Below are 14,928 nucleotides of genomic sequence, written 5' to 3'. Positions count from 1 at the left end.
GGGTTGGTAAAAGGGTTGGTAAAAGACCTTGATGCCCGCCAAATTGCACTATTAAATTTAATAGCAGAAAACCCAAAGAGTACGAAGGTTGAAATGGCCAAAAAAATAGGTGTTAGCAGTACAACTATAGATAAACACTTGAACGCATTAAAGGAGTTGAAGCTATTGAAGCGGCAAGGCGGTCGTAAAAATGGCTATTGGCAAATTCTGGATAAAAATGAAGAAGGAGAGTGATTTGGTTTTAACAAAAAAAGCCCACTAAGGTCAACCTTAGTGGGCTTTTCATGCTCAGCCATTTTGTTTAGGCGGCTTGGGCGCTATGTTGTTTGATCTTGCTTTTAATTCGGGGAAGAAATTTTTGCATACAAGAGACATTGATGAGCAGGCAGCGGTCTAGCATGCGTTCGGATAATTGTTGAGCTTCGGTATCGATATAGGTTTTGAAGCGGACCTCTCCAGTTTGTTGATCGAGCTCAAAGTTGCCAAAAATGCGTTCATTATTGATTTGCATGAGATAGAGGGCTAAGTCGGAGCGATTTTCTTCTGGTACTTTAAAGGGGAGAACAGAATAAAAGGCAATGCCTGAGCGCCCACAAAGGAGCAGCATACAGGCCCAATGGCCTTCTGGGGCATCCACTTCAAAATCAAAAACCTGTTTGTTTTCTCGGATTTGGTAGGGCACGGCAATGCGCTCCAAGTACTTTTGGACCATTTTAAACATAAGCAGAAGTATTTAGCGATCTAAAGAATATGGGAAAGAAAGAATAGACTATTTATCGTAGGCGTCGAGACCAAAAAACTCAATAATACCAATGAGCTTTTCGGCATATTTGGGATCGGTGGCATAACCTGCTTTTTTGAGGCCATGCGCCCAATCTTTATAATTGCTGCGCTCAAGTTTAGTGAGGGCCTTATAGCGTTGGCCCGAAAGGAGTTTGCTATGCTCGCGGAAACTGCGCCAGGGCGTTTCAAAAATGCGGAACATATCGTATTTGCTATCATCGGTATAGTTGGCGCAGCGGCAACCAATACATTTTGCGCGGCATTTGATGCCAAAATGATTATTGTCATTTTTGGCTAAGCGGCTGTGGCCCGCATTGCTTTCGAGTAGGCCTTGAGCTAAGGTAATACTGACGGGAATATTGAAGAGCTCAGCCTCTTCTTGGGCCGTTTTTAGATATTGTTGGATGTAGTCTTTGCAAACAGCTAGTTTTGCATGGACAATATTTTGGGGAATGCCGTGTCGCTTGGCATAAGTGGGATTAAGTACAAAACCCAGATTAGAATATTGGGCCGCTTTTTTTTGCTCCTCAGCCGTGAGGGCTGCACCTACTGCTGTGGCCGCATTGGCCAAATTGAGTCCTTGTTTGATGTCTTTACTCTTTTCTCGAATTCGCTCCCACCAAGGCTTATCTAAAGCGGGCGTTTTGGCCGAAGCGGGAACCGCCTTTTCTTGAGGCCCCTCTTTTTGGCTGGCTAAAATGGCTGTGGGTAGCATGCTGCTATTCATGGCTGTTGGCACTTGGGCAGCGGCTTCGCCCATAGAAAAATGAAAACTGAACTCTCTTTGCGAGAGCATAAAAATAAGTAGGCCCATAAACCCCAAACGGACCCAGCCATTGCGGCTGTAATCTTGGGTTTTTTTCCAACCTAATTGAATACGTTGACGAATAGGGGCGGGCAGCTGTGGTAGTTTAGACTGAGACATATCGAGCTTGTTTTGTTGGTAGAGACAATTTGTATGCGTTTCCTGCATTACAAAAGCAAATTTAAAACAAATTGTTTCAAAATGGAAAACAAAACCAACAAAAAGTTTTGATTTTGGCCAAAATTCCAACTCCAAGGCCGATAAAAAGGGAGAATTATTCTTTGGATTCTCTTGCTCACGGTTGTATCTTGCCCATAGAATTGGTCCTCTTTTGCAGTAGACAGGCGGCAAAGCCGCCGCAAAGGAGCGAAGCGACTCGGCTGAGGGATGGACAGCAGTGGCCTGAAGGGCCAGACCCAGCCGCCAAAGGCGGCGCAGGGCCGAGCGATCAGCGAGCTGCGAAACAGCCCGACCCGACCAAAGGGAGGGGCAGCCCCTAAAAAAAATAACAGATGTGGAAATTTTGGAAAAAGCGTTTTCGACTGTCTCGCTTGGCCAAAGGGAAAGATTTGGACCTGGCTCAGCTGCGATCTGCCCAGCAGTTTGTGCAGGCTCGTTTGAATAATCCGCCACGTAAGGCTTTGGTCGGCATTTGTTTAGTGGTCCATGAAGATCCAGATTTTGTTTATTGGGGCTATCCGTATTTTTGCCGATTGTTTTCTGATCGGCGTTGTATGGATGAGTTATTTAAGAGCCCAAGGGCGGAGGTGGCCGCCTTGCATCCCGATTATCGTTTAGATTTTTATAGTTTGCGTTTGCGAAATCGGATTCGAGACTGCATTCGAGCCCAGGAGGAGTTGTTGGATGGGCAGCAGTTTTTGGGCTTTACTTATCGGATGCCGCCCAAAATTGAAACTAAAACAGATTGTTTTGAAATAGAGGTCCGGGCCTACCGGCAGTTTCGTTCTTCGGGCGAAGAGCGGAGCGAAAAACATAGCTATTACCTGAAATTGAGCCGGCCCGATTTGGTCCTGCTCGATTATCGTTAAACAGATTATTTTAAGATGAAGAAGATTCAAATGGTGGATTTGCAGAGCCAATACCGCCGCTTTAAAACTGAAATTGATGCTGCTATTCATGAGGTTTTGGATAGCTCGGCCTACATTAATGGTCCCGCTGTAAAGGGCTTTCAGGCTGCTTTGGAGGAATACCTAGGGGCCAAGGCCGTGATTCCTTGCGCCAATGGAACCGATGCCTTGCAAATTGCGCTGATGGCTCTAGATTTGGCCCCCGGCGATGAGGTGATTGTGCCTTCTTTTACCTATGTAGCTACGGCTGAAGTGGCAGCCCTATTGCGTTTGAGCATTGTGATGGTGGATGTAGATCCCCAAACCTTTAACTTGCGCGCAGAGGATGTTGAAGCGGCCATTACACCCAAAACTAAGGTGATTGTGCCCGTGCATCTCTTTGGCCAAAGCTGCGATATGCAACCGATTATTGAGCTGGCCGAAAAACACCAACTCTATATTGTAGAGGATAATGCGCAGGCGATTGGGGCCGATTATAGCTTCCCCAATGGCGAGCAGAAAAAGACGGGCTTGTTGGGCCATATTGGCTGCACCTCTTTTTATCCCTCCAAAAACTTGGGCGCTTATGGCGATGGCGGTGCCATTTTTACCAATGATGAGGCCCTAGCCGATAAGTTGCGCATGATTGCCAACCATGGCCAAAATCGCCGTTATTATCACGATAGGGTAGGGGTGAACTCTCGCCTAGATGGGATTCAAGCGGCCCTTTTGCATGTAAAACTCAAGGCCCTAGATGAGTTTTCGGCTGCTCGTCAAAAAGCTGCGGACTACTATGATGCGGCCTTTGTCGATCTTGAGGAGGTCCAAACGCCTTATCGCGCGCCTTATAGCAGCCATGTTTTCCACCAATATACCCTTTTGGTCCCCGCCGATCAGCGCGATGCTTTGCAAGCGCATTTGCAGGCGGCTGAGGTGCCTAGCATGATTTACTACCCGCTGCCTTTGCACGAACAAGCCGCTTTTGAGGGCTTTGCCCGCAAGGCCAAGGCCGAACTGCCCAATACCGAAATGCTTTGCCAGCAGGTTATTTCTCTGCCCATGCATTCGGAGCTAGAGGCCGAGCAACTCGCTTATGTGGCCGAGCAAGTCAAGGCATTTTTCAAAAAATAGCCTTGGCCATAGGGGGATATTATATATATACTATCTTCTTATCGTAGAATTATGTAAAGCTCCCTCTTAGACCTCTTCCTTTTTGGAAGGGGTCTTTTTTTTTTTTGGGGCCTCCGCTGCGCTACGCTTGCGGCGGTTACTCCCTTTGGTCGTCGAACTGCGCCCTAAAGGGCTTGTTGTCGTTTCGGGGCTCGCTGCTGTTTTGGGGCCTCCGCCTCGCTTCGCTCGTCGGCGCTACGTTTCGCAGCTCGCTATTCGCTCGGCCCTGCGGCGGCTTTGCCGCCTTGGTCTGGCCCTTTGGGCCACTGCTGCACATCGCTAGGCCTGCGGCCCTTCGGGCCTGTAGGATGGATATATAGACCTGCGGGTTTTAACCCGCAGCCAATTTCGGAACAGATTAGCTAAGATTTAGCCACCCCTTGGCCTGCAGTTTAAAAGCCGCAAGACCTGAAAATCGAATGCCTTCGCCTTTCTCCAATGAAGCCTGTAGGTTGAAATCTACAGCTTGGCCCTGCGGCCTTTAGGCTGCAGAAACAGGGATTTTGGCCCTAGTTGTTAGGGAATTGTTAAAAATAGAAATAATGTAACAAAATCAAAAAGGGAAAAAGTTTAGTCTGGAGGTGAACTAGTTCGGTCTGGAGGTGAACTGCTTCGGTCTAGTGCTCTAATTTGGTGTATCCGAGATAAAAGCGTAATTTTGGGCTTCACAAATACAGGAAAACAGTTGAAAGCAAAAAAATCATTTGGCCAGCACTTTTTGAAGGAGGGGCCTATTGCGGAGCGGATCGCCAAGAGTTTGATAGTCGAGGGGCCTAAAGAGGTATTAGAAGTAGGGCCAGGGATGGGTATGCTCACGCAATATCTTTTGCAAGAAGACTGGGATTTAAAAGCGGTAGAGGCGGATAATGACATGGTGAGTTATTTGGCCCAGCATTATCCTCAGTTGCCAGTTTTTGCAGAAGACTTTTTGAAATTAGACTTTACCACTGTATTTGATGGGCGGCCTTTTCGTTTGATTGGCAACTTTCCGTATAATATTTCATCGCAGATATTGATTAAGGCCGTAGACAATGTGGCCTTAGTGCCGGAGGTTGTGGGGATGTTTCAGCGGGAGTTGGCGGAAAGAGCGGCGGCCAAGCCGGGTTCTAAAATATATGGGGCCTTATCGGTGGTGGTGCAGGCTTTTTATGAGGTAGATTATTTGTTTACGGTCAAGCCGGGCAGTTTTAATCCCCCGCCCAAAGTATTTTCTGGCGTCATTGCTTTGAAAAGGCGAGAGAATTACTTAGATTTAGGTTGTGACACGCGACTTTTCCGAACCTTAGTCCGTGCTAGTTTTGGCCAGCGCCGCAAAATGTTGCGCAATACGATGAAGCCTTTCCTACCTAAGGAGGTTTTATTTGAGGATGCGTTTTTTCAGCAGCGGCCCGAGCAGCTGAGCCTTGAAGATTTTATTTCCTTGACGAACATTGTGGACAAGCATCGTAGCTAGTGAGCTGCCTTGCTGCTTTTTTATGCCTTTTGCCAATGCTTGGCAGACAGGCTATTTTTGTGTGTCCTTATCTGGACCTTTTCCAAACAACTTTTAGCAAAAAGCGGAAAAGACTGTATCTTGGGCGCCAAAACGTCCAATATGCAAAAGAGAGTACTCATCACGGATGCGGTAGATTCCTTATTGATAGAGGGGTTAACAGCAGCTGGATATGCTTGTGATTATCGGCCCAAGGCCAGTTTGTCGGAAGTGCGGCAGATTTTGGCGCCTTATGTGGGTTTGGTCATCAATAGTAAAATCATTGCTGATGCGGCTTTTTTGGCGGCTGGGCCCAACTTAGAATTTATAGCGCGTTTGGGTTCTGGATTAGAGATTATCGATTTGGAGGAGGCTGATCGTCGGGGCATCTTGGTGCATAGGGCGCCGGATGGCAATTGTGATGCGGTAGCTGAGCACACTTTGGGGATGTTGTTAATGTTAGCCCATCGGCTTCGGTTGGGGGATTGGCAAGTGCGGAATATGGCTTGGGATCGGGAGGCGGCTAGAGGTTGGGAGCTCAAGGGCAAGAAGTTGGGGATATTGGGATTTGGTTATACTGGGCGGGCGTTTTGGCGGCGTTTGGCTGGTTTTGAGCTAGGGTGTTTAGTTTATGATAAATACCAGAGGGCTTATCCTGGGGAGACGGAATTAGAGGAGTTATTGGCGGAGGTAGACATATTGAGTTTACATTTGCCGGCTACGGCAGAGACGATAGGTTGGATGGATGCGGCATTTTGGCAGTGGTTAGCAGAATTGCGGGGAGGGCGTCCGTTGGTCCTATTAAATAGTTCTAGGGGGAAGATCATACCGATAAAGGCGTTAGTAGGGGCTTTAGAGTCGGGAATTATTTCGGCGGCGGCCTTAGATGTATTTGAGCAAGAGAAAACGGCTTTATATACTAATGAAGAGCGGGAATTGTATAGTCGTTTGGGGGGGATGTCGCAGGTTGTTTTGAGTCCGCATGTAGCGGGATGGACAAAAGAATCTAAGGAGCGACTAGCCAAATTGCTCTTAATGCGCATCTTATCAAAAGCAGCTCGAATTTAGGAGCTGGGCAAAACCCAATTACAGTGCAAGGACTGCGCCGATTTTGGTTTTAGAGGGGAGTGAAGCGGCCCTTGGCCGGAGGCCAAACGGCCTAGCGATGTGTAGGGGTGGCCTTTAGGCCAGACCGAGGCGGCGAAGCTGCCGAAGGGCCGAGCGAATAGCGAGCCCCGAAACGTAGCGCCGCAAGCGTAGCGCAGCGGAGGCCCCACAAGAAAAGAATAGTAAAAAAATTGATTTTTTTTGGAGAAGGGCCTTTAAAGGGCCAATAAAAGACTGGAAAATTGTAACTCTTTCTTAACAAGGGAAATAATTTATTAACTTTGGCATGCTAGCCTAAGGGCTTCAGCCGAAAATTTTTTAGACATTCATTACAAACACTTTTAAAGTTTATGTGCTTATGATTCGTTACATGCTTTTACTCTTGCTCCTGTCAGTGGGCTCGGTGGTGGCTTTTGGCCAGACCACGGGAGACCTGCAGGGTAAAGTAAAGGACGAGAACGGGGAACCCCTAGCGTTTGCGAATGTGGCTTTGTATAAAGAAGACGCATTGATTCGGGGAACATCTACCAACTTCGACGGCCTTTACAATTTTGCTCAAATTGAGGCAGGAACCTATGACCTAGTGGTGACCTATGTGGGTTATCCGACGCTAAAAACCGAGGGCGTAATTGTAAAAATTGGCCAGACGGTAGAATTAAATGTAGATTATTTGGATGATGATTTGGTAGCGAATTTAGATTCGATTGCAGAAGAGACTGTAGTTGTTCGAGGTTATCGCATTCCTTTGATTGAGACGGATAATACTACAGGTGGTCAGACCTTGGGTTCAGAAGATATTGAGCGTTTGGCTACTCGTAACATTTCTAGTATTGCGGCCACTACGGCTGGTGTAAACCAGAAAGACGAGGGGGAGGAGCTCCACTCGAATGGTGCTCGTAGTTCTGGGAATGATGTTTATGTGGATGGTGTACGTGTTATTGGCGGTGCATCTATTCCTGAAACGGAGATTGACCAGGTGCAGGTAATTACATCTGGTGTACCTGCTGAGTTTGGTGATGCGACTGGAGCGATTACCAACATTATTACAAAGGGACCATCTGCGCAGATGTCTGGAGGAATTCAGGTAGAGACTTCGCAGTTTTTGGATGCTTTTGGTGCGACAACTATTGATTTTAGTTTGGGTGGACCATTGATGACAGAGGTAAAGTTGAGTCCTAGTGGAGATACTTTGAAAAAGGATGGCAAGCCTCAGCGCAAGGCTATTTTGGGTTATCGCGTAGCGGGTCGTTATGCGACAAACTTGGATTCTCGTCCGTCTGCGTTGGGATCTTTCCGTTTAACGGATGAGAAGCTCAGTAGCATTTTGAATGATCCTTTATTGCTTGTAGATGGTGCAATTGTGCCTAATGCAGAAACAATTACAGAGGCCGATCTTGTAGAGGTAGATGTACGACCTAATGGACGTAACTCTGTTGGTTTGTTGACGGCTAAGATTGATTACAAGCCTAGCAATGATCTTTATTTGGTTGCTGGTGGTCAGGGTTCATTCAACTGGGGGTATTCACCTTCTACATTGAATCGTTTGTTAAACTCTGATTTCAATCCTTATGTAAAGAGCAGTGTATTCCGTGTTTACGGTCGTGCTCGTCATACTATTTCTAGTACAATTTACAAAGCGGGAGCTGATGCAGATTCTACTGCTGTAGAGCCTGTATTCCAGAACTTCAGCTATGAGGTTCAGCTAGATTACACACAAAGTAATAGTTCTAATTATGACTCTCGTTTTGAGGATCGTTATTGGGAATATGGGTATGTAGGGCAGATTCGTCGTAGTCTTACGCCTGTAATTGGTGTTGTAGATACAAACTACATCATCAACTCTGCTGGTGATACTTTGGGTACAGAAGAAGTACAGGGACATGCTTTTAACCAAGTAACATTTGATGGTTATACTGATGCGGGTCAGTTTGGTTATGATGATGGCTTGTCTCGTTACAACAAAGTAGTAGACTTTGATGCGATTACAGATATGGAGCAGATGCAGGTGATCAATGGACGTTTCACTTCTTCTAACTCTACTATATATAGTCTATTTAACAATGCATATTCTACTGGCAATGGTGTAGGCAAAAGCCAATCTAGTCAGATGCGTGCTAACTTCAAGACCAACTTTGATTTGGTAACCAATGGCGGAAAAATTCGTCACTCTCTTCAAGCTGGTTTGGTCTATGAGCAGCGGATATTCCGTTCTTACAGCATGTCTCCATTTAGTTTGTGGACCTTGGCTGATCAGTCGGCCAACTCGCATATTTCTAATGCTGCTGATGCTAGTAATCCTGTGTTGGATGCTAATGGAAACCCTGTAGAGTTCTTTGATCCTTCTACACAGCGTTACTACATTCAAAATAACTCACTCATTCGTGCGGATGAGAATGATGAGCCAGTATCTATGAGTGCTTTCGGAGAGAACATCCGTAGCTTTATGGGTAAGAATCCTGAGGATTGGGTTAATGTTCATGAAATGGACCCCAGTGATATGGATTTGGCTTGGTTTGAACCAACCACACTTATTTTGGGTAGCCAACAGTTGGTTAGTTACTATGGATATGATTACCTAGGTAATTCTTTGGGAACAAGTACTACCTTTGATGACTTCTTTACTGCGGAAGATGCTAATGGTCGCAAAACTCGTCCTGTAGCTCCTTTTGCTCCTATTTATGCAGCTGGATATATTCAGGATAAGTTCAAGTATAATGATATCATCTTCCGTGTCGGTGTACGCTTTGATAGCTATGATGCCAATACAAAAGTGTTGAATGATCCCTACTCTGTAACTGGATATTATACGGCATCTGAGTTTACCAACTCAAATTCAGGTTATACTGCTGGTCAACAAACTGGTTTTGCGCATCCTTCCAACATTGGTGACGACTTTGCCGTCTATGTAAATCAGAATAGTCCTGATGCATCTGTTGTTGGTTATCGTGATGGTGAGCAGTGGTATGATGCTAGTGGTAATCCTGTAACTACTCCTACTCAGCTAGGAAGTACTATTGTACCTGCTCTACGTGGATTCAATACGGCACAGATTGACCCTCAAGGGGAAGAGTATGATCCTAGTCAGTCTTTTAGCGACTATGATCCTAGTTTGGTGATCATGCCTCGTATCTCTTTCTCTTTTCCTATTGGTGACTATGCAAACTTCTATGCCAACTACGATATCTTGGCAATGCGTCCACCAGAGGCTACTTTGGCTACTGCACTTACTTACTTCAACTTCCGTGAGAACAAGGATTTGATGTCAAACCCCAATCTTCGCTCACAAAAAACCATTAACTACGAAGTAGGTTACCAACAAAAGGTGTCTGACAATTCTAAGGTGAAATTCTCTTTGCTTTATCGTGAAGAGCGTGACCTAATTCAAGCTCGTCAGTACATCATGGCTTACCCCATTACCTATACTTCTTTTGGTAATGATGACTTCTCTACTGTAAAATCACTTAAGGTAGAGTACGATATGCGCCGTGTTAAGAACTTCCGTTTCTTGGCCAACTATACCCTACAGTTTGCAGAAGGTACAGGCTCTAGCCCAACCTCTTCATTGGCTGTAGCTGCAGAAGAACTCAAGTATATCTTCCCACTTGACTTTGACCAACGTCATACCTTCTTCTTCCTATTTGATTACCGCTACGGTGAAGGCAAGAAATATGACGGTCCAAAAATTGGCAAGTTTGATCTCTTCGAAAATACAGGTGCGAACCTTTCATTCAACTTTAGCTCTGGTACACCTTACACACGCAAACTCGTCCCTGGTGGTATCGGAACTAGCTTTACAAATGCGCAAACAGATGGAAGCGTGAATGGTGCTCGTATGCCTTGGAATTTCCGCGTAGACCTTCGCTTCGATCGCGATATCGTGATTGGCAAAAATAGCGATAACCCTATTTATGCAAACGTTTACGTACGTGTACAAAACTTGTTCAACACACAGAACATACTTGATGTATACCCTGTAACGGGTAGCGCTACCGAAGATGGTTTCTTGACTATTGACGAAAGCCCAGGTCTAGGCCTACTTGCTTCACGCGCTCAGGTTTATCAGTTGTTGTACAACCTTCGTATGCGTGACCCCTTCAATATCTCACGTCCTCGTCGGATTTTCTTGGGGGCTCGCTTTAGCTTCTAAAACCAACTCTTAGTTTTTGCCAATATTGAGGTTTGTTCTGATTTGGGGCCTCCCGCCTTCGGCGGGCGCTACGTTTCGGGGCTCGCTGTTCGCTCGGCCCTTCGCTGCCAAAGGCAGCTCGGTCTGCGGCTAAGCCGCCCCCCTACACATCGCTAGGCCATTTTTGCCTAGAGCCCAATTTCAACACAAACCTCAAGCTTGGCTTTCTGTCTAAAATGAATCATTTTTATTAAAATAATTGCAAACATGAGTAGATTGAAAAACTTCTCCACACTCGTGCTATTCCTCTTCACTGCCAGCTCTATCTGGGCAATTGAAGACCGGAATTTTGTGGGAGGTAATAGCAATAGCTCCAATAGCACCAATAACAACGGTTATCGTGCTGCTTGTATCGAAGCTCGCTCAGAACGCGATCTAGATATTAACAACGTCCGCGCTCGCCTCCGTACAGGTGGTGACCTCTGGTGGGATGGTGACCGAGCTCGCTATATCGTTCCGAATGTAGACCCAGCTTCTGGCCAACCAGAAGTATCTTCACTCTTTGCTGGTGGTATCTGGCTAGGCGCTTTCGATGATGGGGGGAACCTTATTCTCGCCGCCCAAACTTACCGCCAAACGGGTAACGATTATTGGACTGGTCCTCTAGACGTGAATACGGGTACTATTGAAAAAACAGATTGTGAAAAATGGGACCGCTTCTTCGAGGTTTATGGTTCTGAAATTGACGCTCTCCGTGCCGACTATTTCGAGCCTGATGCCGTTACTGGCCAACCCGATGAATCTATCGATAACCGCCCCGCCCGAAATATCTTGGGCTGGCCCGGTCGAGGTAACCCCTATTTCGCAGAAATTTATGGATTTGATCTTCCCGATCAAGAACTCGCTCCCTTTATTGAGCCTGTAGGAAAGGAAGATGGTATTTATAATCCCTATGATGGTGACCACCCCGTAATTGAGGTTGTAGGCTGTCCCAAGGATTATTTCAATCCCGTATATGCTGACCAAATGGATTGGTGGGTATATAATGATAATGGTAATATCCATACAAATACAAATGGCCAACCCATGTTTATGGAAGTACATGGTCTAGCCTTTGGCTACCGTACTACTGATGCCATTAACAACATGACTTTCTATCGTTACAAGTTGCTTAACAGAAACAACTTGAGCCTAAATGATACCTATTTCTCACTTTGGTCTGATCCTGATTTGGGTTGTTATAATGATGACTATATTGGTGTAGATACTATTACGGGTATGGGCTATGTATACAATGCAGATGCAGATGATGACGCTACTTGTGGCAATGACGCTGTAGGTTATGGTTCTACCCAAATACCCGCTCTAGGAGTAGATTACTTCCGTGGGCCTCTAGATTCTACAGGTACTGAGTTAGGTCTTTCTTCATTTGTTTACTATGAAAACACCAATGACGCTATCCGTGGTAACCCGAATAGTGCTATTCAGTATTACCGTCTTATGGATGGTCTTTGGTTAGATGGACGTCCTATCTCTCGTGGTGGAACTGGAGATAATGGTGCTACAGCTGATAAATTCCCCTATGTGTTTTATTCTTTCCCGAACGAATCAGGAACAGGTGTATGGTCTATGTGTGAGGAAGGAATTACAGGTAATGACTATCGTTTCTTACACACTTCTGGTCCCTTCTTATTGGCTCCTGGTGCAGTAAACGAATTGATTTCTGGTGTAGTTTGGGTTCCCGAAATTCCAGATTATCCTTGTCCTGCTTTAACTGAATTGGTGGAGGCTGATGTTTTGGCACAAAACCTTTTCGATGATTGTTTCAAAATCACTGATGGTCCCGATGCACCTTATATGGATGTCGTGGAACTCGAAAATGAATTGATTTTGAACTTAAGCTATGTTCCTGCTCAGAATAACTACGAACTTAATTACTCTGAGTCTCCAGCTATTCTTCGCAATACTGCTGATACTACTTATACCTTCCAAGGTTATAAAGTATATCAGGTAGTTAACGAGAACATTTCTGTAACAGAATTGGATGATCCTGAAAAAGCACGTCTTATCCGTCAGGTGGACCTTCGTGACTCTATCGGGAAGATTGTAAACTGGAGTGCATTTAGCGATCCAGATGTACAAGCATTTATCCCTTCTATTATGGTAGATGGAGCTGATGAGGGAATTAAGCATACCTTCAACATTACTACAGACGAATTTGCGGAAGGAACTACAAAGCTTATTAACCATAAGTCTTATTACTTCTGTGTAGTTGCCTATGCACATAATGAGTATCAGGCTTATGATCCTACTCTAAACACAGGACAAGCCCTTCCTTACCTACAAGGTCGTCGTAACTTCCGTGTGTATACCGCAGTACCTCGCCCTAATGACCCTGAATACAACGGTGTAGTTTTGAATTCTTCTTATGGAGATGGTCCAGAAATCACTCGTGTAGATGGTAGAGGAAATGGAGGAGGTCTCTTCCTTGACTTTAAGGACCCCGCTGCCGCAGAAGCTGATGTATTGAACAATGGACGTATCGGTCGTGTAACTTATGCCGCAGGTCAAGGCCCTGTAAATGTAAAAGTTGTTGATCCTTTGCGTGTTCCTGCTGCTCAGTTTCAACTATACATTAGCGATGAAAATTATACTTTCCGCTATGATACTACTGCTGATGGAAGTATTGTTGTAACTCCTCAGCCTCCTACTGGTGTTACCTCTTTGTCAGATTCTCTCTTCTGGCTACTTAAAGATGCTAATGATCCTTCATCGGTATGGTCATCTTATCAGCCTCTAGACGTTAACTATGAGCAATATATTCCTGATTTGGGTATCTCTTTGCTTGTAGAAGACATTCCTGCACCTGGTACAAATGGTGTAAGTGGATATGTAGGCTCTGCTGCTGTTTATGAAGATGAGACCAATGCTGGTTGGTTCCAAGGCGTTGAAGATGGTAATGGTATCAATGATATCTTGAAAACTGGAAATGCTCAAGATGATCAGTCATTAGATCCTGATCAAGATTACTCGGAGATGGCTGGTGGCTGGCACCCCGTTCGCCTAGCTGATTGTGTATTCCGTACAGATGAATACTACTTCTCTACATCTCAAATTGTTCTATCTTCAAATGCATTGACTTTCTGCCAAACTTGGAGAGCCGGAAACCGTGATCAGTTACTAAGCAATGTTCGCAATGTAAATGTAGTGCTTACACCAGAGAAGAGTCAATGGAGCCGCTGTATTGTAGTCGAGTCTGCAAGTATATATCACAGCCAATCACTTGGACTTAGCATCCCTGGTAACTATGGTCAATTGAACTGGAAACGTAATGAGCCTAGTCGTAATATCGAAGGCCAGATAGAAGCTGGTACAGGTATGTCTTGGTTCCCCGGTTTTGCTTATGATGTTGAAACTGGTGAGCGTCTTAATGTATACTTTGGAGAAAACTCTCTTTATGACGGTTCTTTCTTCGATGCTAATACTTTCCCAGCTGCTGCTACAGGTAACGATATGCTATTCAACCCGACTGACTTGCAACAAGTAGCACCTAGCAGTGGATTCCCTGTATTTGGCGCAGCCAATACATTTATGTCTACTGTAAATGGTGGTCAGCATGTTATTTATGTAACAAATACTGCTTATGATGAGTGTGCAGCTGTAATTGCAGACCAAGTAAGCGTTGGTGTTTTTGCCACACCTTACAAAGCATTAAGAGATCACCTTGTTTGGGGAACATTCATGTATATGGCTCCAGGAACAAGTATGCTTAACAATGCTGGAGTTGCTGAAATAGGTGGGCACGTACCACCCTCTAAAGTGACTTTCAAGTTGCGTGTATCTACTCCATATGAAATCTATGCTGCCACTAATGATAACCAAGGTTATCCACTTTATGAGTTTGATCTCACTGGCTTAGCTCCTACTAAGGAAGACAAAGCCACAGCTGAAAGTGCTCTAGATCTTATCGGTGTAGTTCCTAACCCTTATTATGCTTACTCTGAATATGAGCAGACAGAAACTCAGAACGTAGTGAAAATTACGAACCTGCCTGCTACTTGCGAAGTAAATATCTATTCTATTGAAGGACGCCTAGTTCGTCATTACAATGTGGCTCAAGACTACAATGCAGAGGTGCGTAGTGGTATTGCTCGCGTTGGTGCTTTTGGTAGTGGTGATATTGAAACTCAGGTAACTACCTCTCTCAACTGGGACCTCAAGAACCAAGCTGGTGTTCCTGTAGGTAGTGGGGTATACCTCATCCATGTTGTAGTGAAGGGTGTTGGTGAGAAAGTGGTAAAAAGCTTTGTTATCAACCGTGCACTTGATGCTCAAAAACTCTAGTGATTTATTTTTGTTTTGCTCCCTCTAATCCAGAGGGGGCAAAACCCTTTTAAAC

The 14,928-nt window shown here is 45.2% G+C and carries 9 protein-coding genes; 7 read left to right on the top strand and 2 right to left on the bottom strand.

All coding sequences use genetic code 11. From position 1 onward, the window contains the following. Positions 1-15: 15 nt before the first annotated feature. Positions 16-234 (top strand): winged helix-turn-helix transcriptional regulator, encoded by a 219-nt coding sequence (locus tag PPO43_RS07265; protein WP_272621145.1) that lies wholly within the window; start codon positions 16-18, stop codon positions 232-234. A 67-nt stretch (positions 235-301) separates the two neighbouring features. Here the strand turns inward: PPO43_RS07265 and PPO43_RS07260 are convergent, their stop codons facing one another. Continuing rightward, on the bottom strand, positions 302-721 hold the full coding sequence (locus PPO43_RS07260; protein WP_272621144.1) for a YbjN domain-containing protein: 420 nt from the start codon (positions 719-721) through the stop codon (positions 302-304). A 48-nt stretch (positions 722-769) separates the two neighbouring features. Then, positions 770-1,708, bottom strand: coding sequence for a glycoside hydrolase family 73 protein (locus tag PPO43_RS07255; protein WP_272621143.1), 939 nt, complete (start codon positions 1,706-1,708; stop codon positions 770-772). Positions 1,709-2,100: 392 nt separating this feature from the next. On the opposite strand from PPO43_RS07255, the gene PPO43_RS07250 reads away from it, so the two are divergent. From PPO43_RS07250 to PPO43_RS07225, 6 genes are all read left to right on the top strand, one after another. Further along, entirely contained in the window at positions 2,101-2,637 is a 537-nt protein-coding gene (locus tag PPO43_RS07250) for a hypothetical protein (RefSeq protein ID WP_272621142.1), read from the top strand. A gap of 15 nt (positions 2,638-2,652) precedes the next feature. Continuing rightward, positions 2,653-3,786, top strand: a complete 1,134-nt coding sequence (locus PPO43_RS07245; protein ID WP_272621140.1) for a DegT/DnrJ/EryC1/StrS family aminotransferase — start codon at positions 2,653-2,655, stop codon at positions 3,784-3,786. A 697-nt stretch (positions 3,787-4,483) separates the two neighbouring features. After that, positions 4,484-5,278: a 16S rRNA (adenine(1518)-N(6)/adenine(1519)-N(6))-dimethyltransferase RsmA gene (gene rsmA / locus PPO43_RS07240; RefSeq protein WP_442985436.1), complete on the top strand. Its 795-nt coding sequence runs from the start codon at positions 4,484-4,486 to the stop codon at positions 5,276-5,278. Positions 5,279-5,419: 141 nt separating this feature from the next. After that, a complete protein-coding gene (locus PPO43_RS07235; protein WP_272621138.1) occupies positions 5,420-6,364 on the top strand; it encodes an NAD(P)-dependent oxidoreductase in 945 nt (314 codons plus the stop codon). A gap of 397 nt (positions 6,365-6,761) precedes the next feature. Then, positions 6,762-10,550 carry a TonB-dependent receptor gene (locus tag PPO43_RS07230; RefSeq protein ID WP_272621137.1) on the top strand — a complete coding sequence of 1,263 codons (3,789 nt, stop codon included), beginning with the start codon at positions 6,762-6,764 and terminating at the stop codon, positions 10,548-10,550. A 246-nt stretch (positions 10,551-10,796) separates the two neighbouring features. Continuing rightward, positions 10,797-14,873 (top strand): hypothetical protein, encoded by a 4,077-nt coding sequence (locus PPO43_RS07225; RefSeq protein ID WP_272621136.1) that lies wholly within the window; start codon positions 10,797-10,799, stop codon positions 14,871-14,873. Positions 14,874-14,928 lie beyond the last annotated feature (55 nt).

Origin of the sequence: Saprospira sp. CCB-QB6, assembly GCF_028464065.1 — a bacterium.
GTDB lineage: Bacteria > Bacteroidota > Bacteroidia > Chitinophagales > Saprospiraceae > Saprospira.
Note: the sequence above shows the minus strand (reverse complement) of the source record. Positions and strands in the feature narration are given on the sequence as shown.

Excerpts from the sequence above, each read along its gene's own strand:
- PPO43_RS07245 (WP_272621140.1), top strand. The coding sequence starts at position 2,653 with ATGAAGAAGATTCAAATGGTGGATTTGCAGAGCCAATACCGCCGCTTT.
- PPO43_RS07230 (WP_272621137.1), top strand. The coding sequence starts at position 6,762 with ATGATTCGTTACATGCTTTTACTCTTGCTCCTGTCAGTGGGCTCGGTG.
- PPO43_RS07250 (WP_272621142.1), top strand. The coding sequence starts at position 2,101 with ATGTGGAAATTTTGGAAAAAGCGTTTTCGACTGTCTCGCTTGGCCAAA.
- PPO43_RS07255 (WP_272621143.1), bottom strand. The coding sequence starts at position 1,708 with ATGTCTCAGTCTAAACTACCACAGCTGCCCGCCCCTATTCGTCAACGT.
- PPO43_RS07235 (WP_272621138.1), top strand. The coding sequence starts at position 5,420 with ATGCAAAAGAGAGTACTCATCACGGATGCGGTAGATTCCTTATTGATA.
- PPO43_RS07225 (WP_272621136.1), top strand. The coding sequence starts at position 10,797 with ATGAGTAGATTGAAAAACTTCTCCACACTCGTGCTATTCCTCTTCACT.
- PPO43_RS07260 (WP_272621144.1), bottom strand. The coding sequence starts at position 721 with ATGTTTAAAATGGTCCAAAAGTACTTGGAGCGCATTGCCGTGCCCTAC.